This is a genomic window from Clavibacter michiganensis, from assembly GCF_002151125.1.
GTDB lineage: Bacteria > Actinomycetota > Actinomycetes > Actinomycetales > Microbacteriaceae > Clavibacter > Clavibacter michiganensis_C.
Genome location: NZ_MDJZ01000016.1, coordinates 421922 through 441538, shown reverse-complemented (window position 1 = coordinate 441538; position 19617 = coordinate 421922). Strand labels below are relative to the sequence as shown.

Genomic DNA, 19617 nt, shown 5'->3' with positions numbered 1-19617 from the left:
CGGGCGTAGCGTGACGGCATGACGTACCGCGCGCTCGTAGCTGAGCAGACCGTCGCCGACGACGGCACGAAGGGCATCGGGGTCGCGTTGCGCGACCTCCCCGACGAGCAGGCGACGGGCGGTGCCGACGGGCCCGGCGACGGCGAGGTCGCGCTCGACGTCCTCTTCTCCAGCGTCAACTACAAGGACGGCATGCTCCTCGGCGGCCGGCCCGGCATCGCGCGCACGAGCCCGCTCGTGGCGGGCATCGACGCGGTCGGCACGGTCCAGGCGAGCGGATCCGACGCCTTCTCCCCCGGCGACCTCGTCGTCCTGAACGGCGCCGGCCTGGGCGAGAGCCGCGACGGCGGGCTGGCCGAGCGAGTCCGCGTCCCGGCTGAGGCGCTGGTGCGCGTGCCCGCGGGCATGTCCGCGTCGCGCGCCGCCGCGATCGGCACGGCCGGGTTCACGGCCATGCTCTCGGTGCTCGCGCTGGAGCGCGGCGGCGTGGAGCCCGGATCCGGCGACGTGCTCGTCACGGGCGCGGGCGGCGGGGTCGGATCCGTCGCGGTCGCGCTCCTCGCGCGCCTCGGCCACCGCGTGGTCGCCAGCACCGGCCGAGTCGACGAGCTCGGCGACCGGCTGCGCGCGCTCGGCGCCGCGGACGTGATCGACCGCTCCGAGCTCGGCGACGCGGGGAAGCCGCTGCAGCGGATCCGCTGGGCCGGGGCCGTCGACAGCGTCGGCAGCGCGACGCTCGTGAACGTCCTCGCGCAGACCCGATGGGGCGGCGTCGTCACGGCGGCGGGACTCGCGCAGGGCCCGGACCTGCCGGGCACCGTCCTCCCCTTCATCCTCCGCGCCGTCACGCTCGCGGGCATCAACTCTGTCGAGGCGCCGCCCGCGCTCCGCCGCGCGGCGTGGAGCCGGCTCGCGACCGACCTCGACCCCGCCCTCCTCGACTCCATCACGACGACCGTCCCGCTGGACGGCGCCATCGCCGCGGGCGAGCGGATCCTCGCGGGCGCCTCGAGCGGACGCGTCGTGGTGGACGTCCGCGCCTGACCCCACGGCACGCGCCCGCCGGGCCCGACCGGGCGCCGCCGCGGCGTCCGCCCGCGCTACCCTGGGCGCGATGCGGCACGATGCCGCCGGAGTGAGGGATCATGACCGCAGTCGCCGCCACCGGCACCATCTTCGTCGGGCTCGCGGCCCTGCTTCACGTGTTCTTCTTCCTCCTCGAGAGCGTCTGGTTCGAGAAGCCGTTCGCCTGGAAGCGCTTCGGCGTCGCCGATCAGGAGAAGGCGCTCGTCATCAAGCCGTGGGCCTACAACCAGGGCTTCTACAACCTCTTCCTCGCGCTGGGCGCCGGGCTCGGGCTGATCCTCTACTTCGTCGGCAACGTCCCCGCCGGCCTCACGCTCGTGCTGTTCACGACCGCGTGCATGGTGCTGGCGTCGATCATCATCGCGAGCACCGGCAAGAAGTACCTCGTCCCCGCGCTCATCCAGGGCGTGCCGCCACTGCTAGGCCTCGTCTTCTTCGCCGCGGCCTCCTGAGATCCCGCCGGCCGCTCACCCGGCCCGGTTGTCGCGCTCTTCCGCAGGGGCAGCGGATGAGGTTAGGCTCACCTACATCATGACCGTCGTCTCCCTCACCGAGGCCCTCCGCGACCGCGCACGACCGCGCGCCGAGGCGCAGGACGCGGACGAGTTCATGACGGCGCTGGTCACCGGCCGCGGCTGCCGCGACGACTACGTCGCCCTCGTCGCCCAGCACTACTTCGTCTACCGCGCCATCGAGGCGGCGACCGGGCGCATGGCGGCGAATCCCGTGGCCGCGCGCTTCATCAGCCCCCGCCTCACGCGCCTCCCCGCGATCGAGGCCGACCTCGACTTCCTCGTCGGGCCGGACTGGCGCGATGTGGTGCGGCCGCTCGCCAGCACCGCGGCGTACGTCGAGCGGATCGAGCAGGTCGCGTCCGTCTGGGTCGGCGGCTTCATCGCGCACCACTACACGCGCTACCTCGGCGACCTCTCCGGCGGCCGGCTCCTCCGCTCGCTCCTGCAGCGCCAGTTCGGCTTCGACACGAACGGCGTCGGCCTGTACCTCTTCGCGGAGATCGCGGAGCCCCGCCGGTTCTGCAGCACCTACCGCGAGGCGCTCGACCAGGTCCCGTGGGACGACGACGAGCGCGCCCGTGTCGTCGCGGAGGTCGAGAACGCGTACCGGCTCACCACCGACGTGTTCGCGGAGCTCGCGCGCGGACGCGCCACCGCTCCCCTGCGCCGGGCCTGATCCCCGCCCGCCGCGGGCCCGTCCCTCCGCACGCGCGCCCGCCCCGGCTGGTCGGCCGTCGTCCCCTGGGCGTCCACCCGGCGGCCCGGTCGGGCGTCCGGGGCCGGGAATAGGCTCCGGTCATGGACGGCTACGACCTCGACTTCCTGCCCATCCCGCTCCCGCTGCCCGAGGCCCCGGCCGACGCGCGGCCCGTGCGGCTCGACTACCTGCACTTCACGGTGCTCATGGACACGGATCGCCGGCTCGCCGCGCTCACGGCCGTGAACATCGACGGCGCGCGCCTCGTCGACGTGGAGCGCACCGACGACTGGCACCTGGATCCGCGGCTCCCGGAGGACCAGCAGTGCGGCCCGGAGCTGTACGCGCGCAACGACATCGACCGCGGGCACCTGGTGCGGCGGCGGGATCCGGTGTGGGGCGACATCGCGGAGGCGGCGCGCGCGAGCGCGGACACCTTCGTCTACACGAACGCGGCGCCGCAGGCCGCGGACTTCAACCAGTCGAAGGAGCTGTGGCTCGGCCTCGAGGACTACGTGCTCGGCAACGCCGACCTCGGCGACCGGCTCATGACCGTCTTCACCGGACCCGTCTTCTCCGACGACGACCCCGTGTACCGCGGCGTGCGGATCCCGCTGATGTTCTGGAAGATCGCGGCCTGGGCCTCGGGCGACGAGCTCGCCGCCACCGCCTACCTGCTCGACCAGGCGCCGGAGCTCGGCGACCTCGACCGGCGGCCGGCCACCGCGGACGCGCCGGAGCTCGGGCCGTACCGCACCTACCAGGTGGCGGTCGCGGAGATCGGCGCGCTCACCGGCTACGACGTGGCGCAGCTCGCGGCGGCCGACCGCCTCGGCGTGCCCGCGACGGCCCGACCGGGCACGCCCGCGGACGGCCGCGACGGCTGGGTCGAGCTGGAGCGGTTCGCGGCGATCACGCTCTGACGCAGGCGCGACGGCGGACGCCCGCCGACACGACGGGAGTCCCGGCCGCTCGGCCGGGCCTCCCGTCGTGCGCGGGGTCGGGCTAGGCCGGCGGAGTGGCCGCGGCGGCCGCGCGGGCGGCGGCGGGGAGCGCGCGGATCACGCGGTCGAGCGAGGCCTCGTCCATCGCGGCCGAGACGAACCACGCCTCGAAGACCGACGGCGGCAGGCTCACACCCTGATCGAGCATGGAGTGGAAGAACGCGGGGTAGCGCCACGTCTCCTGCGCCTGCACGGTGGCGTAGTCGGTGATCCCGTGCTCGGGCGGCGTGCCGAACGTGAAGCTGAAGAGGCTCCCCGCGCGCTGCACCGAGTAGGCGAGGCCGGCGCGGTCGAAGGCGAGCTCCACGGCGTAGATGAGGATGTCGGCCGCGATGTCGAGCGCGCGGTACACGTCGGCGTCGGCGAGGCGGAGCGTCGTGAGGCCCGCGGCGACCGCCACCGGGTTCCCGGAGAGCGTGCCCGCCTGGTAGACGGGGCCGAGGGGCGCGAGGTGGTCCATCACGTCGGCCCGGCCGCCGAGCGCGGCGACGGGGAGGCCGCCGCCGATGACCTTGCCGTAGGTGACGAGGTCAGGCGTCCACGCGTCGGGGTGGTCGGCGGCGAGGCCTGCGTTGTCGAGGCCCCAGTAGCCGGCCGGGTGCACGCGGAAGCCGGTGAGCACCTCGTCGGAGATGAGGAGGGATCCGTTGTCGTGGGTGAGGCGCGCGAGCTCCGCGGTGAAGCCGGGGAGCGGCGGCACGACGCCCATGTTCGCGGCGGCGGCCTCCGTGATCACGGCCGCGATGCGCGGACCGTGCTCGGCGAGGACCTCGCGCACGGCGCCGAGGTCGTTGTAGGGCACCACGATGGTCTGCGCGGCGATGGCCTCGGGGATCCCCGCGGAGCCGGGCAGGGCGAGCGTCGCGACGCCCGAGCCGGCCTCGGCGAGGAGGCTGTCGGAGTGGCCGTGGTAGTGGCCGGCGAACTTCACGAGCAGGTCGCGGCCGGTGAAGCCGCGGGCGAGGCGGATCGCCGTCATGGTGGCCTCGGTGCCGGTGGACACGAGGCGCAGCTTCTCGATGGGGCGACGGTCCGGGGATCCGTCGACGCCCGCGACGCGCACGCGCTCGGTGACGAGCTCGGCGAGCTCCGTCTCCGCGGGCGTGGTCGCGCCGAAGCCGAGGCCGAGGGCGGCGGCGTCCTGCACGGCCCGCACGACCTCGGGGCGGGCGTGGCCGAGGATCGCGGGGCCCCACGAGTTGACGAGGTCGACGTACTCCACGCCGTCGGCGTCGACGACGTAGGGCCCGGAGGCCTTCACCATCATGCGGGGCGTGCCGCCGACGGAGCCGAAGGCCCGGACGGGCGAGTTCACGCCACCGGGGATGACGTCGCGTGCGCGGTCGAAGAGGTCCTGGGAGTGGGTCACGGTGAGTCCTTCGGTGCGCGGCGGTGTCGCGCTCGGTTCGGGCGGCGGATCCGGTGGCGGATCCGCGCCGGGAGAGGTGTGCGGGGGCTGGCTCAGCGCCGGGCGAGGCGCTCGGCCAGCTCGACGGCCCAGTAGGTGAGGATCGCGTCGGCGCCGGCCCGCTTGATGCCGAGGACGCTCTCCTCGATGGCGCGCTCGCGGTCGATCCAGCCGTTCTGCGCGGCGGCCTCGAGCATCGCGTACTCGCCGGAGATCTGGTACGCCCACACCGGCACGCTGCTCGTGGCGGCGACGTCGGCGAGGATGTCGAGGTAGCTCATGGCGGGCTTCACCATGACGACGTCGGCGCCCTCCTCGATGTCGAGCTCCACCTCGCGCAGGGCCTCGCGGCGGTTGCCGTTGTCCATCTGGTAGGTGCGGCGGTCGCCGACGAGCTGGGAGTCGACGGCCTCGCGGAAGGGGCCGTAGAAGGCGGACGCGTACTTGGCCGCGTAGGCGAGGATCGCGACGTCATGGTGACCGGCGTCGTCGAGGGCCTCGCGCACGGCGCCGACCTGGCCGTCCATCATGCCGCTGAGGCCGAGCAGGTGGGATCCCGCCTCCGCCTGGGCGAGGCCCATCGCGCGGTAGCGGTCGAGCGTGCGGTCGTTGTCGACCACGCCGTCCGCGTCGAGCACGCCGCAGTGCCCGTGGTCGGTGAACTCGTCGAGGCACAGGTCGGTCTGCACGACGAGCGCGTCGCCGACCTCCTCGACGGCCACGCGCGTGGCGACGTTGAGGATCCCGTCGGGGTCGCTCGCGCCGGAGCCCTCGGCGTCGCGCACGGAGGGCACGCCGAACAGCATCACGCCGCCGATGCCGGCCTCCGCGGCCTCGACGAGCGCGCGCCGCAGGCTGTCGAGCGAGTGCTGGGAGACGCCCGGCATCGACGTGATGGGCGACGCCTCCGTGAGGCCCTCGCGCACGAACATCGGGAGCACGAGGTCGGCGGCGTGCAGGCGCGTCTCGGCCGTGAGCCGGCGCATGGCCGGGGAGGTCCGGAGGCGGCGCGGGCGGTAGTAGGGGGAGGTCATTCGGTGGAGCTCCGATCGAGCAGGTCGGCGAGGGCGGGGCTCCCCGCGGTGTCGGGTCGCGGCTCCTCGTGGCGGGCGATCTCGACCAGGGACTGGATGAGCGACGCCGCGGACCGCTCCGACGCGACGACGTCCACGCGCACGCCCGAGCGGCGGGCGTCCTTCGCGGTGCGCGGCCCGATGCAGGCGATGAGCACCCCGTCGGGCACCTCGCCCAGCTGCTGGTGCACCTGCTCGGCGACGCTGCCCGAGGTGACGAGGATCGCGCGGACGCGGCCGGAGGCGACGTCCTCGCGGATCCGGTCGCTGACGGGCACGCCCACGGTGCGGTACGCGACGACCGAGCGGACGTCGTGCCCGCGCGCGATGAGGCCGTCGGTGAGCGTGGGCTTCGCGATCTCGGAGCGGAGGGTGAGCACGCGGCGGCGCGGGGACCCGGCGGCCATCTCGGTCCACTCCTCGAGGAGCGCCGTGGCCGACGAGTCGATGGACGGGACGAAGTCGACGGTGTAGCCGGCGGCGACGAGCGCGGCGGCGGTGGTCTCCCCGACGGCGGCGATGCGCGTGCCCTCGGGCACGACCGCGCGGTGCGACGAGAGCACGTCGACCGTGGTCGCGCTCGTGACGGTGAGCCAGTCGAAGGATCCGGCGGCGAGGTCGGCGAGGGCCGACTCGAGCGCCTGCCCGTCCTGCGTGGCCGCGAAGTTGATCATGGGCGCGACGACGGGCGTGGCGCCCTGCGCGCGGAGGTCGTAGGCGACCCCGTCGCCCCATGGGCCGCCGCGGGGCACGAGGACGCGCCAGCCCTTCAGGGGCTTCTGGTCTGTCGAGGTCATCGGGTCCCTCCCAGCGGCGCGAGATCGGCCGCTCCGGCGTCGAGGAGCTCGCGGGACACGGGCCCCGAGAGCGCGGAGGCGGAAGCGCCCAGCTGCGCGAGGTCGAGCCCCGCTGTGTCGAGCTCGTGGCTCGCGGCCATGCGCTGCGTGCCGTCGGGTCGGTAGACCACGGCGGTGAGGGCGAGGCGGGCGCTCGTGACGGTGGCCCAGGCGCCGATGGGCGCCGCGCAGCCGGCCTCGAGGGCGGCGAGCACGCCGCGCTCCGCGAGCACCGCGGCGTGGGTGAAGGGGTCGTCGACGGCCTCGACGGCGCGACCGACCACCGAGTGCGTCTCGGCGTCCTCCGCGCGGATCTCGAGCGCGAGCGCGCCCTGCCCGGGGGCGGTGGGCCAGCGGTCGAGGTCGAGGTGCTCGGTGGCCGCGTCGATCCGGCCGATGCGCTCGAGGCCGGCGGCCGCGAGGACGACGGCGTCGAGGTCGCCCGCGGTCACGCGGGAGAGGCGGGTGTCGATGTTGCCGCGGATGTCGACCACCTCGAGGTCGGGGCGCTCGGCGAGGATCTGCGCGCGGCGGCGCGGGGATCCGGTGCCGATGCGGGCGCCCCGGGGCAGGGTCGCCAGCGTGAGGCCGTCGCGCGCGCAGAGCACGTCGCGCGGATCCTCGCGGACCGGCACGGACGCCACGGTGAGGCCGGCGTACGGCGCGGTCGGCAGGTCCTTGAGCGAGTGGACCACGAGGTCGCACTCGCCGCGGAGGAGCGACTCCCGGAGCGCGCTCGCGAACACGCCCGTGCCGCCGAGGCTCGACAGCGACTCGCGCGACGTGTCGCCGTGCGTGGTCACGGGCACGAGCTCGACCTCGAGTCCCGACGCGTCGGTGATCTCCGCGGCGATCGCCCGCGTCTGGGCCAGGGCGAGAGCGCTCCCCCGGGTCCCGATGCGGAGCGTCGTCGTCGGAGCCGACGTCGTGGGACCGTCCGTCACGGTGCCAGCCCGGAGACGGCGGGCTTGAAGCCCAGCCGCACGTTCTCGCAGCAGCCCGGACGGCACACGTCGTACCAGGGTCCGAGGTCGGTCATGTGGGGGCGGTCGGCCGCCTTCATGCCGTCACGGCGCTCCAGCACGAGGTCGATGAGGCCGTCGACGTACGCGGCGTGCACGCCCGGGGTGGGCACGCGCACCGAGTAGAGGCCGTTCTCCTGGGCGGACTCGGTGGCCTCGTTGTCGAGGTCCCACTTGACCTCCATGTGGTCGCTCACGAAGCCGAGGGGCACGATCACGACGGCGCGGCGGCCCTGCGCGGGCAGCTCGCCGATGGCGTCGTTCACGTCGGGCTCGAGCCACGGCATCGAGGGCGGGCCGGAGCGCGACTGGTAGACGAGCTGCCACGGGACGTCCTGGTCGATGCCGAGCTCCCGCTTCACCTCGTGCATCACGACCTCGGCGACGGCGAGGTGCTGCGCGGCGTAGGCGCCGTCCTCGTCGAAGCCGCGCTCGGCCGGGCCGGACTTCGAGGCGTCCGACGACGGGATGGAGTGCGTGGAGAAGAGGATCTCGACGTCCTTCGACAGGTCGACGGGCTCGCCGCCCTCGGCCTCGAAGTGGGCGACGACGTCGCGGATCCCGTCGCGCGTGCCCTCGATGAACGGCGTGACGAAGCCCGGGTGGTCGAAGAACTGGCGCACCTTGTCGATGCGGACGACGCCCTGCAGCTGCGTGTCCTCGAGCGCGTCCGCGAAGTCCTCGCGGTACTGGCGGCAGGAGGAGTACGAGCTGTACGCGCTCGTGGCGACGGCGATGAGCTGGCGGTAGCCCTTCTCCTCGGCCTCGCGCAGCGCGTCGTTTAGGTACGGGCCCCAGTTGCGGTTGCCCCACAGCACGGGCAGGTCGATGCCGCGCTCGGCGAGGCGCGCCTCGAGGGCGGCCTTCAGCTCGCGGTTCTGCTCGTTGATGGGGCTGATGCCGCCGAACGCGCGGTAGTGGTGGGCGACCTCCTCGAGGCGCTCCTCCGGGATCCCCCGGCCCGCGGTGACGTTGCGGAGGAACGGGATGACGTCGTCCTGACCCTCGGGGCCGCCGAACGAGGCCAGCAGGATCGCGTCGTACGCGACGGGCTCCTCGACGTGCGCCGGGCCCATCTTCGCGGCCTCGCTCGCGGCGGAGACGAGGGCGCCGGGCGCGCGGGGGGCGTCGGTGGCGGGGGCGGGCTTGCGACCCAGGTTGACTGCGGCCATTACTGGAGGACCTCCACGAGCTCGGCGGTGGTGATGCGGCGGCCCGTGTAGAACGGGACCTCCTCGCGCACGTGACGGCGCGCGTCGGTGTTGCGCAGGTCGCGCATCATGTCGACCAGGTCGACGAGCTCGTTCGACTCGAGCGGGAGGATCCACTCGTAGTCGCCGAGGCCGAACGACGAGACCGTGTTGGCGATGACGCTGCGGAAGGCCGCGCCCTGGCGGCCGTGCTGGGCGAGCATGCGCCCGCGCTCCTCGGGAGGCAGCAGGTACCACTCGTAGGAGCGGACGAAGGGGTAGACGCAGAGCCAGTCGCGCGGCTCCTCGCCCCGGAGGAAGCCGGGGACGTGGGCCCGGTTGAACTCGGCGTCGCGGTGGACGCCGGCGGCGCTCCACGACGGGATGAGCGCGCGGACGAGGCGCGCGCGGCGGATCTCGCGGAAGGCCCACTGCAGGGTCTCCATCTGGGGGCCGTGGATCCAGACCATGAGGTCGGCGTCGGCGCGCATGCCGGAGACGTCGTAGAAGCCGCGGACGGTGACGCCCTCCGCCTCGACGATGGCCACGATGCCGTCGAGCTCGTCGACGGCACCGGGGACCTCGCGGCCGTCGAGGTCGTCGGGGCGCTGCGGATCGCGGCGGAGGACGGCCCAGAGGGCGTATCCGCTGGGGGATGCCTCGGGGGTCGACCCGTCGTCAGGACGGGCCTCTCCGGGGGACTCGATCGGGGGGACCTGAGATGCCGCCGACTCGGCAGCCGGGATGCTCATGATCCCCATGGTACGTCTCGTGGAGACCCGCCCTCGCATCGGGCGGGGGCCCGTCAGATCATTCCCGGGCTACCGGGCGTCGCGGCCCGTCAGCGCGAGCAGCCGCACCTGCAGCGGGGCGTCCTCGGCGACCGGCACGGGCGACGCGAACAGGCCGCTTGCCTCGAGCGTGTCCTTCTGCGGGGCGAACACGGTCCACGTGGCGCGCACGAGCTCGTCGTCGATGCGCTCGTCGGCACCGGTGGCGCGCGCGAGGTCCCAGCCGTGGATCACGACGTCGGACAGCTGCTCGCGCAGGTACTCGCGGGCGGGCACGCGGTCGGTCGACAGCACGACGGGCCGCTCGGGATCCACGCCCTCCCACGCCTGGAGCGCCTCGCGGGAGTAACGGCCCCACTCGGCCACGAGGTCGTCGTCGAGCGCGCGGATGAGCGGCTTCCCGGTCTCGGCGGTGTGGCCGGCGAGGAGGAGCGGCACCCACTGCTGCTCCTCGACGACGTGCGCCACGAGCTCGCGGACGTCCCACTCGACGTCGGGCGTCGGGGCCGTCCAGTCGGTGACCGCGCCGAGGCGGTCGGCGAAGCCGCTGTGGGCGCGACGGATCAGGTCGTGCCAGTCGAGGTCGGTGTCCATGGTCGAGCTCCCGTCGGTGGTGTCCCGGGGGAACGTCCGCGGCGGTCGCGCGCATTCCCGAGCCCTCGTCGCGCGACGGTGCGGAGCGACGTCGCGGTGCGGCGCGTGTCAGGCCGGGGGCTGCCGGGTGGCGGAGAAGTGGTGGCGCGGCGCCCGCAGGGCCCGGAACGGATCCGTGCCCGCGAGCCCCTGCAGCCCCGGCGCGAGCACCCCGAGGATCCCGACGACCGCCACCACGACCACCAGCAGGCGCGGCCAGCCGGAGGCGACGGTGTGGACGACGGCCATGGGCTCCAGGAGGTTGACGCCGATGAGGAACACCGTCGCCGAGACGGCCAGCGACATGGCCGCGCCGTCCGCGATGCCGACGACGGCGAGGATCACGAGCACCCACAGGCCGTACCAGGGGTACACGACGGGCGACATCGCGACGACGCACGCGAACGCGAGCGCCAGGCGCGCCTCCCCCGAGAGCGTGCGCCTCGTGAGGATGCACCACGCGGCGCCCGCGAACCCGAGCAGGATGCCGGCGGTCTTGATCCCGCCCTCGACCGCCCCGCCCGGACCGCCGAGCGCGTCGACCAGCGGGCCGAACGCGCCCGCGGCCACGCCGAACGGCATGAACCACGAGACGACGGAGACCGGGCTCGAGAGGGCGGAGATCCAGCCGAGGCCGACGCCGAGCAGCTCGCCGCCGAGCGCGAGGAGGGCCATGGCGGCGATCCCGGACGCGATCCAGGCCGCCCAGACGCGCGGGTCGCGCGTGGGCGGGCGGAGGCCGACGACGCCGCCCGCGGATCCGTCGACGGCGACGCCCTCCGGCGCCCGGTCGTCGACGCGGCGCGCCCGCATCTCGGCGTGCACGATGGCGACGATCGGCAGGGCGAGGAGCGCGATGGGCTTGACCGCCACGGCGCCCGTCACGAGCAGCACGCCGAGCACGGGGCGGGAGTCGATGGCGGCGAGGAGGCCGGCGACCAGCAGGCCCATCATGAGCGCGTCGTTGTGGGCGGCCACCACGAAGTTGAAGAGGACGAGCGGGCTCGCGGCGAGGAACCACGCCGTCCGCACGGGGTCGATGCGCCGGCGCCGGGCGATCCGGAGACCGCATGCGACCATCAGGACGACCCCCACGACGGCGACCCCGCGCGCCGCGAGCACCGCGACCTCCACGCCGAGGGCCTCGTCGATCTCCCCGATGACGCGCTCGATCGCGAGGAACAGGGGGCCGTAGGGCGCGGGGTTGTGCGCCCACAGCGGATCCACGCCCGTGCTCCGCCAGTCGGGCAGCACGGCGGGCCCGTGCTCGTACGGCGAGAGGCCGGCGCCGAGGACGCGGCCCTGGGCGATGTACGAGTAGATGTCGCGGCTGAACAGCGGCACGCTGAAGAGGAGCGGCACCGTCCAGAGGACCGCGAGCCGCAGGGTGGCGCGCAGCCCCGAGGCGCCGAGGCGCGGCAGCAGCGCGCCGAGGAGGAGCCATCCGGAGGTGAGCAGGAGGCCGCCCACGACGACGGCGAGCGACCCGACGCTCGTCGCGAGGGGCGACACCCGGAGGGCGCCGATGACGGCCGTGCGCGAGAGCCCCGACTCGGCCGGGGCGTGGCCGACGACGAACGAGGCGACGAGGAGCAGCAGCGAGCCGCCGAGCCCGACGAGCCCCGGCAGCATCAGCGGGTGGGCGCCGAGCGCCTCCGGATCACGTCCCTCTCGGCGGCCCGGACGCGCGGGCTCCCCCTGTGCCACGACGGACGCTCGAACGGCCGGGTCAGCGACGCGCGGCGCGGGCCACGGCCCAGACGAGGCCACCGACGACCACGACCGCGCCCACCCCGACGGCCACGAGGAGCAGCGGATCCTCGTCGGCCGTGCGGCGGATGCGGCGGCGGAGGTCGGCGATGCCGTCCTCCGCCCGGCGGCGGACGTTCAGCTTGGACTCGAGCGCGTCGAGCGTCGCGGAGATCTCCTCGCGCGTGTGCTGGATGTCGAGCTTCAGCTCGGTACGGGAGCGGGGTCCCGTGGGGCGGGGGCGGTCAGTGGTCATACTTGCCGGTCCCCTTCACCGCGTCGACGTCCTCCTTGAGGCTGTCGACCGTCTCCTCGGGCGTCGGCGGGACGCCCTTCTTGAGCCAGCGGATGCCGAGCAGCGCCAGCACCACCGTGATGAGGAGGAACACGCCCGCGACGATCAGCGCGGACAGCCACGGCGAGAACGCCTCGGAGAGACCGAGGATCGCGGCGGCGACGAGCACCAGGAACGCGATGAACGCGAAGAACAGGGCCACGACGAGGAAGCCGGCACCGATCCCCGCGTGCTTGAGCTTGGAGACGAGCTCGTTCTTGAACGACTCGATCTCGTCCTTGATCAGCTGGACGATGAGCGTCGGCAGGTCGGCGACGAGCCGGACGAGCGAGCGCTTGCTCTTCGGATTGAGATCCTGATCCGTCATGCGGGTTTCCCTCCTGGGGATGGGCTTGCGGGTCAGCGGGAGGTGCCGGAGCCGTTCGGCTCGGGCGACGCGGGGTCCATGGTCGGGTACGAGCTGCTGGACGCGCTCGAGGGAGCGGATCCGCTCGAGGAGTCCTTCTTGCCGCCGGTGACCGTGCCGACGACCTTCTTGGCGCCGCCGACGACCGCGTGCGCGACGTCGGGGGTGTGGTCCTTCACGAAGCCGGCCGCGTTGTCGACCTGGCGCTGGACCTTCGGGTCGTCCCAGACCTTCTTGGCGTTCGTGCGGATCTGCTCGTAGCGCTTGCGTCCGGCGCGGGCGCCGAGGACGTAGCCGACACCGGCTCCGGCGACGAAGAGAAGCTTGCCTTTCATGGGAGATCTCCGATCGTTGAGGGGGCACGTGCAGCACACGCCCGTTCAGCGTATCCCTCCGGCGCACGCGCGTGGTCGGGGGCGGCGGGGCCGGCGGTGCCCGGCCAGGCGGAGCGACGGCGGCGCATCAGCGGGCCAGGACGCGCGCCGCTGCGGCCCGGGCGTCGGCCACGACGGAGGCGAGCCCGGTGCCCGCGACGGCGGATCCCGTGATCTCGAGGCCCGGGTGCTCGGCCGCCTCGTCGCGCACCGCCTGCACGCGCTCGCGGTGCCCGGAGGCGGCGAACGGGAGCGCGTTGGTCCAGCGCACGCGGGCGGATCCGGTGACGCGGCCGGCCAGGTCGACGCCGAGGAGCGCGGACGCGTCGCGCACCGCGACGCCCATGAGCTCGTCGTCGGGGAGCCCTGCGGTGTCGTCGTCACCACCGGCCCGCCCGTAGGAGAGGCGGAGGACGTGGCGGTCGCCCGCGAGGTCCTTCAGCCACGGCCACTTGGCGGTGGCGTGCGTGAGGGCCTTGGCGCGGATGCCCGGGGCGTCGGCCGCGACGAGCACGCCCGTGCCGCGGGGCGCGGCGTCGAGCTCGGGCGCGCGGACGACGAGCGTCACCAGCTCGACGGACGACGGCTCGGGCCAGCCCTCCGTGACGGCGCGGGGCGCGAGGCCCGTGAAGAGGTGGATGAGCCCGGCCGCCGGGATCGCGACGACCACGCCGGCCGCGTCGATGCCGCGGCCGTCCGCGAGCTCGACGTGCCAGTCGTCGGACGCGGCCGCGCCCTCGTGGGAGCGGTGCCGGTGCACGGAGTCCACGGCGAGCGACGTGCGGACGTCGACGCCGAGGCGCGCGAGGTCGGCGACCAGCGCGTCGACGAGCAGGTGCACGCCGCCGACGACGCCGCTGACGGCGGATCCCGCGGGCGACGCCGCGCGCATGGACGCGACGGCCCGCCCCAGCGATCCCTGCTCGGCGAGGCCGGCGCGGAGCCCTGGTGCGACGGCGTCGGCGTCGACCTCGTCGGGGTGGGCGCTGTGCACGCCGGAGACGATGGGGGCGACGAGGCGGTCGACGACGCGGTCGCCCATGCGGGCGCGCACCAGGCCGCCGAGCGTGCGCTCCTTCGCGCCGACGGCGGCGGGGAGCACGAGGTCGGCCTTGGCGCGGGCGACGCCCGCCCGCCCGATGGCGGTGACGATGGTGGGGTCGAAGGGGTGCGCGGGGATCCCGAGCAGGCCCGTGCGCGGCAGCTGGATGGCGCGCTCGGCGAGCTGCACCCACGCGCCGTCCGGGTTCGGCTGCACGATGCGGTCGGCGAGGCCGAGCTCCCCGAGGAAGGCGGCGACGGTGCCGCGACGGGTGGCGAAGCTCTCGGCGCCGCTGTCGAGGCGGAGGCCGTCGACCACGTGGGATCCGACGGTGCCGCCGAGCGCGGGCGACGCCTCCACGAGGATCACGCGCTTGCCGGCGAGGGCGCACGTCCGGGCGGCGATGAGGCCGCCCACGCCGCCGCCGATCACCACGACGTCGGTCGGGTCGACCTCGCCCGCTGCCTGCCGCGGGTCGCTACTCACGGACGAGGTCCACGACGCGGGTGAGCACGGTCGGGTCGGTCTCCGGCGGCACGCCGTGGCCGAGGTTGAGGATGTGGGCCGGCGCCGCCTTCCCGCGCTCGAGCACGTCGCGGACGTGCGCCTCCAGGATCGGCCACGGCGCGGCGAGCAGCGCCGGGTCGACGTTGCCCTGCACGGGCACGGATCCGCCGAGCCGGCGCGACGCCTCGTCGAGCGGGATGCGCCAGTCGACGCCGACCGCGTCGACGCCCACGTCGTGCATCGCGCCGAGGAGCTCGCCGGTGCCGACGCCGAAGTGGACGAGGGGGACGGTGCGGCCGTCCGCGGCGGTGATCGTGCGCACGTGGTCGAGCGCGAGGGCGGACGCCGGGGCGACGCGCTGCGTGTAGTCGGCGAGCGAGAGGCCGCCGGCCCACGAGTCGAAGAGCTGCGCGGCGGAGGCGCCGGCCATGACCTGCGCGTGCAGGAAGACGCCCGTGATCTCGGCGCACCAGCGCATGAGGGCGTCCCAGGCGTCGGGATCCGCGTGCATGAGGCCGCGGGCCGCGATGTGGTCCTTGCTCGGCCCGCCCTCCACCAGGTAGGCGGCGAGCGTGAACGGGGCGCCCGCGAAGCCGATGAGCGGGGTGTCGCCCAGCTCGGCGACCGTGCGGGCGACGGCCTGGCGGATGGGCTCGAGGGCGGCGGGATCCAGCGACGGCAGCGCCGCGACGTCGGCCGCGGTGCGCACGGGCTTCTCGAGCACCGGGCCGCGACCCGCGACGATGTCGACGCCGACGCCCGCGAGCTTGAGCGGGATCACGATGTCGCTGAAGAAGATGCCCGCGTCCACGTGGTGGCGGCGCACCGGCTGCAGCGTGATCTCGCTGGCCATCTCCGGGTCGAGGCACGCGTCGAGCATGCGCGTGCCCACGCGCAGCTCGCGGTACTCGGGGAGCGACCGGCCGGCCTGGCGCATGAACCACACCGGCGCGCGCTCGCCGCGACGGCCGCGGTACGCCTCGACGAGGAGGGACGACGCGGTGCGCGTGTTGAGCGGGTGCTCCGCGGGGAGCGGGACGGCGGCGGACGAGGGCGCGGAGGCGGCGGAGGAGCTGGGCGTGATCACGGGGAAGATCATCGCATCCCCCGCCTGCGCGCCCGCTCGGCTGGGGAGGCGCGCGGACGGCGACGCGCTCCCGCGGGTCGCTGGGCAGGGCACCCTCACCGGCCCCGAGCACACGGCGGGGAGGTTTACCATGGAGCGTGCTCATATGTCTGACGGCGAGTCATCACAACGCCAGCTTCGAGGTCCTCGAGAAGCTGTCCGTGGCCGCACCCTCCGTCGCCGGCACGCTCATGAAGCAGAACGACTTCATCGCGGGGGCCGTCGTCCTCGCCACCTGCAACCGGTTCGAGGCCTACCTCGACGTGGAGGAGCCCCTCACCGCGGCCCGCGCCCTCGCCGTCGAGGCCACGGTCGACGTGGTCAGCGGCGCCAGCGGCATCGACCGGGACGACGTCCGCGGCAGCGTCGACGTGAAGTGCGGCGACGCGGTGGCCGAGCACCTCTTCGCCGTCTCCTCCGGCCTCGAGTCCGTCGTCGTCGGCGAGGGCGAGATCGCGGGCCAGGTGCGCCGGGCCCTCGAGGGCGCCCGCACCGGGGGCACCACGAGCACGGGCCTCGAGCGCCTCTTCCAGACCGCGTCGAACACGTCGCGCGGCGTCAAGACCCGCACGGGCCTGCAGAGCGCCGGCCGGTCCATGGTCCGCCTGGCGCTGGACCTCGCCGAGAGCCGCATCGCCGACTGGTCGGCCACGCGCGTCCTCCTCGTCGGCACGGGCGCCTACGCCGGCGCCAGCCTCGCCGCGCTCCGCGACCGCGGCGTCGTCGACGTGCACGTCTACTCCCCCTCCGGCCGGGCGCAGAAGTTCGCCGGCCCGCACGGGATCCCCGCGGTCGAGGGCCGCGACCTGCTCCGCGCCCTCGCCGCGTCCGACATGGTCGTCACCTGCAGCACCGCACCCACGGCCGTCCTGGCCGCGCACCACATGCAGGGCGCCGCCGCCGTGTCGGGCGACGGGCGCCGCCGCCTCGTCATCGACCTGGGGCTCCCCCGGAACGTGGATCCGGACGTCGTCACCGTCGAGGGCGTCGAGCTCCTCGACCTCGAGACCATCAGCTTGCACGCGCCGCTGCGCGACCTCACCGCCACGGACGACGCACGCGAGATCGTCAGCACGGCCGCCGCCGAGTTCCGCGCCGCGAGCGCCGAGGACGAGGTGGCCCCCGCGGTCGTGGCGCTGCGCACCCACATCTTCGACGTCCTCGAGGGCGAGCTCGAGCGGGTCCGCAAGCGCGGCGACTCCTCCGAGGCCACCGAGAAGGCGCTCCGGCACCTGGTGAGCGTCCTCGTGCACCAGCCGTCCGTCCGCGCGCGAGAGCTCGCGCGCCAGGGCGAGGGGGCGCGCGTCGTCGACGCCGTGCAGGCGCTCTTCGGCCTCGACGTGGAGATGCCCGCCGCGGTGTCCTCCCCCGTCGCCGTCGCGCTGCCGCGCGCGGCCGAGGCGGGCCAGGCGTCGTGAGGCCGCGCATCCTCCGCGGACCGCGCCTCGACGCGCCGCTCAGGATGACGGAGCCGGTGCGCACCGAGCGCCTGGTGCTCCGCCCGTACACGGCCGACGACCTCGACGACTACGCCGACATCCAGCGCCGGCCCGACGTGGTCGAGTACATGTTCTGGCCGCTCCGCGATCGCGAGGCCTCGAAGCGCCACCTCGCCGCCCGCCGTCGGAAGACGCGGCTCGAGCAGTCGAACGACTTCCTCGGGCTCGCCGTCGAGCTGCCGGACGAGCCGAGCCTCAACCCGCGCGCGGGATCCGGCCGGGTCGTCGGCGACGTCTCGCTCCTGCTCCGCAACGCGGCCTCGCGACAGCTCGAGGTCGGGTGGGTCATGAACCCGGACTTCGCCGGCCGGGGCTACGCCACCGAGGCCAGTCGCGCGATGCTCGACATCGCCTTCCAGCGCGCGGGCGCCCACCGTGTCCTCGCGCAGCTCGACGCCCGCAACACCTCGTCCGCGCGCATGGCCGAGCGCCTCGGCATGCGCCGCGAGGGGCACTTCCTGGAGGAGCACCTCGTGAAGGGCGAGTGGGTCGACAGCCTCTACTACGCCGTGCTGGCCGACGAGTGGGCGGCCACGCCGCCCGCGACGGCCTGATCCGGGGGATCCCGGTGGACGGCGGCCTGCCCGCGCTCGACCCGTTCGAGGTGCGCGGTCCCGTGCGCACGGCCCGGCTCGTGCTGCGCCCGTTCACGCCCGACGACGTGGTCGAGCTCGACGCCTACGCGTCCTCCCCCGGAGCACGGCCCCACCTCGCCGGATCCGCGGCGGATCCCGGCCGCATGCTCGCCGACCGCCTCGGCTGGACCCGGCTGGCCGAGGTCGGCGACCGGCTCGCCCTCGCGATCGAGCTGCCCGCGCAGGGCCAGCGCTGGGCGCGCGTGGTCGGCGAGGTGCACCTGCTGCTGCGCGATCCCGGCGCCCGGCAGGCCGAGCTCGGCGTGGTCCTGCACGAGGACGTGCGGGGCGCGGGCCTCGCGGCGGAGGCGGCCGACCGGATCCTCGAGCTCGCGTTCGCCGAGGCGGGCGTGCATCGCGTCGCGTGCCGGGTCGACGCGGCGGACGCCACGGCGCTCGGGCTGGCCGAGCGGCTCGGCATGCGGCGGGAGGCGCTCCTCGTGCACGACCGGTGGGTGCGGGGAGCCTGGGCCGATACCGTGGTCGTGGCGTTGCTCGACGTCGAGTGGGCGGCTCGCACGAGCCTCGACGGACTGTAGGAGGACCGCGTGACATCGACCCCCGGCCCCGCGGGACGCCCCGTCGTCCCCGTCCTCGACGACGACGATGACGACGACCTCGACGACCTCGACGAGCTGGACGAGCTCGGCGCCGACGGCCCCGACGGCGCCGCCGCGCGACGCCGCACCCCCGACCAGCGTCCGCTGCGCGTGGCGGCGCTCGCCCTCATCCGCGACCGCCGCGTCCTGATGGTGCGCGTCGCGGGGCAGGACGTGCTCTACCTGCCCGGCGGCAAGATCGAGCCCGGCGAGGGCGCGCGGCAGGCGCTCGTCCGGGAGGCCGCCGAGGAGGTGGGCCTCGACATCGATCCCGCCAGCATCGAGGACCTCTTCACCGTCCTGGCCGACGCGCACGGCGCGCACGAAGGGCGTCTCGTCAGCATGACCGTCTACCGCGCGGAGCCGCGGGAGGGGACCCGGCAGGAGCCGGTGGCGTCGGGCGAGGTGGCCGAGGTCGAGCTCGTGGGATCGAAGGACGCGGACCGCTGCCCGCCCGCCGGCCAGGAGGCGCTGGAGCGCCTCGTGGCGCTCCGGCTCATCGACTGACGGCGTCGTCCTCGGCGGCCGCGTCCCCGGCCCCGGCGTCCGTGCGGGGTCCCGCGGACAGCTCGGTCGTCCGCGTCGCGCGCACCTTGCGGCGCTGGTCGACGAACGCGATCGCGGCCACCAGGGTCGCGACGCCTCCCGCGACGAGCGTGCCGGTCACCTCGCCCACGCCGTCCGCCTGCACGGCGGCGACGAGGATCGCGACGGTGAAGGCCGCGATGACGACGCCGACGGCGAGGATCAGCCACGAGAGGAGGGCCTTCGCGCGGGCGTCGGGGGTGCGGGTGGCCATGGACCCATCCTCCCACGGCGGGCGCGGGATCCCGCGGGCCGCCCGCCCGTGCGTCCGGTGGGAGCGGGGTGACGATGGGCGCGGGCGGGCGTAGCGTCGGACTCGTCCCAGCCACCGAACGAAGGAGTGCGAATGAGTGCAGACGACAAGGCCCAGAACACCGGCGAGAAGCTCGCGGGGAAGGCCAAGGAGGCCTTCGGCAAGGCCACCGGCGACGACAGCAAGGTCGCCGAGGGCGAGACGCAGCAGTCCGGAGCCAGCGCCAAGCAGGCCGGCGAGAACATCAAGGACGTCTTCAAGAAGTAGCTCCGACAGGAGCTCTCGCGGAGCG

The 19617-nt window shown here is 74.7% G+C and carries 23 protein-coding genes; 9 read left to right on the top strand and 14 right to left on the bottom strand.

The genetic code is table 11. The annotated features are described in order from the left end of the window. Positions 1-18: 18 nt before the first annotated feature. The 4 genes from BFL37_RS11585 (at position 19) to BFL37_RS11570 (ending at position 3221) form a co-directional block, all read left to right on the top strand. Positions 19-1044, top strand: coding sequence for an MDR family oxidoreductase (locus tag BFL37_RS11585; protein ID WP_086515246.1), 1026 nt, complete (start codon positions 19-21; stop codon positions 1042-1044). Positions 1045-1145: 101 nt separating this feature from the next. Continuing rightward, the gene (locus BFL37_RS11580) at positions 1146-1538 is read left to right on the top strand and encodes a DUF1304 domain-containing protein (protein ID WP_086515245.1); all 393 of its coding nucleotides are present in this window, start codon (positions 1146-1148) and stop codon (positions 1536-1538) included. Between the two features lie 79 nt (positions 1539-1617). Continuing rightward, on the top strand, positions 1618-2277 hold the full coding sequence (locus BFL37_RS11575) for a heme oxygenase (biliverdin-producing) (RefSeq protein ID WP_086515244.1): 660 nt from the start codon (positions 1618-1620) through the stop codon (positions 2275-2277). A 122-nt stretch (positions 2278-2399) separates the two neighbouring features. Then, positions 2400-3221: a DNA/RNA non-specific endonuclease gene (locus tag BFL37_RS11570; RefSeq protein WP_086515243.1), complete on the top strand. Its 822-nt coding sequence runs from the start codon at positions 2400-2402 to the stop codon at positions 3219-3221. A gap of 82 nt (positions 3222-3303) precedes the next feature. Here BFL37_RS11570 and hemL read toward each other — a convergent pair whose 3' ends face one another. The 13 genes from hemL to hemE all read right to left on the bottom strand — a co-directional run bounded on the left by hemL (position 3304) and on the right by hemE (position 15727). Next, positions 3304-4671, bottom strand: coding sequence for a glutamate-1-semialdehyde 2,1-aminomutase (hemL, locus tag BFL37_RS11565; protein ID WP_086515242.1), 1368 nt, complete (start codon positions 4669-4671; stop codon positions 3304-3306). A 92-nt stretch (positions 4672-4763) separates the two neighbouring features. After that, complete coding sequence (gene hemB, locus BFL37_RS11560; RefSeq protein ID WP_086515241.1) at positions 4764-5744, bottom strand: porphobilinogen synthase; 981 nt, start codon at positions 5742-5744, stop codon at positions 4764-4766. Continuing rightward, positions 5741-6580: a uroporphyrinogen-III synthase gene (locus tag BFL37_RS11555; RefSeq protein WP_086515240.1), complete on the bottom strand. Its 840-nt coding sequence runs from the start codon at positions 6578-6580 to the stop codon at positions 5741-5743. Before BFL37_RS11555 ends, hemB begins: the two co-directional genes overlap by 4 nt. Then, positions 6577-7563 (bottom strand): hydroxymethylbilane synthase, encoded by a 987-nt coding sequence (hemC, locus tag BFL37_RS11550; RefSeq protein WP_086515239.1) that lies wholly within the window; start codon positions 7561-7563, stop codon positions 6577-6579. The genes BFL37_RS11555 and hemC overlap by 4 nt, the downstream gene beginning before the upstream one ends. After that, positions 7560-8813 carry a ferrochelatase gene (locus BFL37_RS11545; protein ID WP_086515238.1) on the bottom strand — a complete coding sequence of 418 codons (1254 nt, stop codon included), beginning with the start codon at positions 8811-8813 and terminating at the stop codon, positions 7560-7562. Before BFL37_RS11545 ends, hemC begins: the two co-directional genes overlap by 4 nt. Beyond that, positions 8813-9583 carry a hydrogen peroxide-dependent heme synthase gene (gene hemQ / locus BFL37_RS11540; protein ID WP_241534018.1) on the bottom strand — a complete coding sequence of 257 codons (771 nt, stop codon included), beginning with the start codon at positions 9581-9583 and terminating at the stop codon, positions 8813-8815. The genes BFL37_RS11545 and hemQ overlap by 1 nt, the downstream gene beginning before the upstream one ends. A gap of 69 nt (positions 9584-9652) precedes the next feature. Then, complete coding sequence (locus BFL37_RS11535) at positions 9653-10216, bottom strand: TIGR03086 family metal-binding protein (RefSeq protein WP_086515237.1); 564 nt, start codon at positions 10214-10216, stop codon at positions 9653-9655. A 108-nt stretch (positions 10217-10324) separates the two neighbouring features. After that, on the bottom strand, positions 10325-11962 hold the full coding sequence (gene mptB / locus BFL37_RS11530) for a polyprenol phosphomannose-dependent alpha 1,6 mannosyltransferase MptB (protein ID WP_086515236.1): 1638 nt from the start codon (positions 11960-11962) through the stop codon (positions 10325-10327). A gap of 22 nt (positions 11963-11984) precedes the next feature. Further along, on the bottom strand, positions 11985-12260 hold the full coding sequence (locus tag BFL37_RS11525) for a DUF3618 domain-containing protein (RefSeq protein ID WP_086515235.1): 276 nt from the start codon (positions 12258-12260) through the stop codon (positions 11985-11987). Beyond that, a complete protein-coding gene (locus BFL37_RS11520) occupies positions 12250-12666 on the bottom strand; it encodes a phage holin family protein (protein WP_086515234.1) in 417 nt (138 codons plus the stop codon). The genes BFL37_RS11525 and BFL37_RS11520 overlap by 11 nt, the downstream gene beginning before the upstream one ends. A 32-nt stretch (positions 12667-12698) precedes the next feature. Further along, complete coding sequence (locus tag BFL37_RS11515) at positions 12699-13040, bottom strand: hypothetical protein (protein ID WP_086515233.1); 342 nt, start codon at positions 13038-13040, stop codon at positions 12699-12701. Positions 13041-13167: 127 nt separating this feature from the next. Beyond that, entirely contained in the window at positions 13168-14607 is a 1440-nt protein-coding gene (gene hemG, locus BFL37_RS11510; protein ID WP_086515232.1) for a protoporphyrinogen oxidase, read from the bottom strand. Further along, positions 14600-15727 (bottom strand): uroporphyrinogen decarboxylase, encoded by a 1128-nt coding sequence (gene hemE, locus BFL37_RS11505; protein WP_086515231.1) that lies wholly within the window; start codon positions 15725-15727, stop codon positions 14600-14602. Before hemE ends, hemG begins: the two co-directional genes overlap by 8 nt. A 125-nt stretch (positions 15728-15852) precedes the next feature. Between hemE and BFL37_RS11500 the strand changes: the two genes are divergently transcribed. Genes BFL37_RS11500 through BFL37_RS11485 form a run of 4 tightly spaced genes read left to right on the top strand, consistent with a single transcriptional unit; the run spans position 15853 to position 18994 of the window. Next, complete coding sequence (locus tag BFL37_RS11500) at positions 15853-17172, top strand: glutamyl-tRNA reductase (protein ID WP_086515230.1); 1320 nt, start codon at positions 15853-15855, stop codon at positions 17170-17172. Positions 17173-17228: 56 nt separating this feature from the next. After that, complete coding sequence (locus tag BFL37_RS11495; protein WP_241534015.1) at positions 17229-17807, top strand: GNAT family N-acetyltransferase; 579 nt, start codon at positions 17229-17231, stop codon at positions 17805-17807. Beyond that, positions 17777-18427 carry a GNAT family N-acetyltransferase gene (locus tag BFL37_RS11490; protein ID WP_241534012.1) on the top strand — a complete coding sequence of 217 codons (651 nt, stop codon included), beginning with the start codon at positions 17777-17779 and terminating at the stop codon, positions 18425-18427. The genes BFL37_RS11495 and BFL37_RS11490 overlap by 31 nt, the downstream gene beginning before the upstream one ends. Positions 18428-18436: 9 nt before the next feature. Next, the gene (locus BFL37_RS11485; RefSeq protein WP_086515229.1) at positions 18437-18994 is read left to right on the top strand and encodes an NUDIX hydrolase; all 558 of its coding nucleotides are present in this window, start codon (positions 18437-18439) and stop codon (positions 18992-18994) included. Here the strand turns inward: BFL37_RS11485 and BFL37_RS11480 are convergent. Next, positions 18984-19286, bottom strand: coding sequence for a hypothetical protein (locus BFL37_RS11480; protein ID WP_086515228.1), 303 nt, complete (start codon positions 19284-19286; stop codon positions 18984-18986). The two genes, BFL37_RS11485 and BFL37_RS11480, sit on opposite strands and share 11 nt — an antisense overlap. Positions 19287-19418: 132 nt before the next feature. Between BFL37_RS11480 and BFL37_RS11475 the strand changes: the two genes are divergently transcribed. Next, the gene (locus BFL37_RS11475) at positions 19419-19592 is read left to right on the top strand and encodes a CsbD family protein (RefSeq protein ID WP_086515227.1); all 174 of its coding nucleotides are present in this window, start codon (positions 19419-19421) and stop codon (positions 19590-19592) included. Positions 19593-19617: the final 25 nt, after the last annotated feature.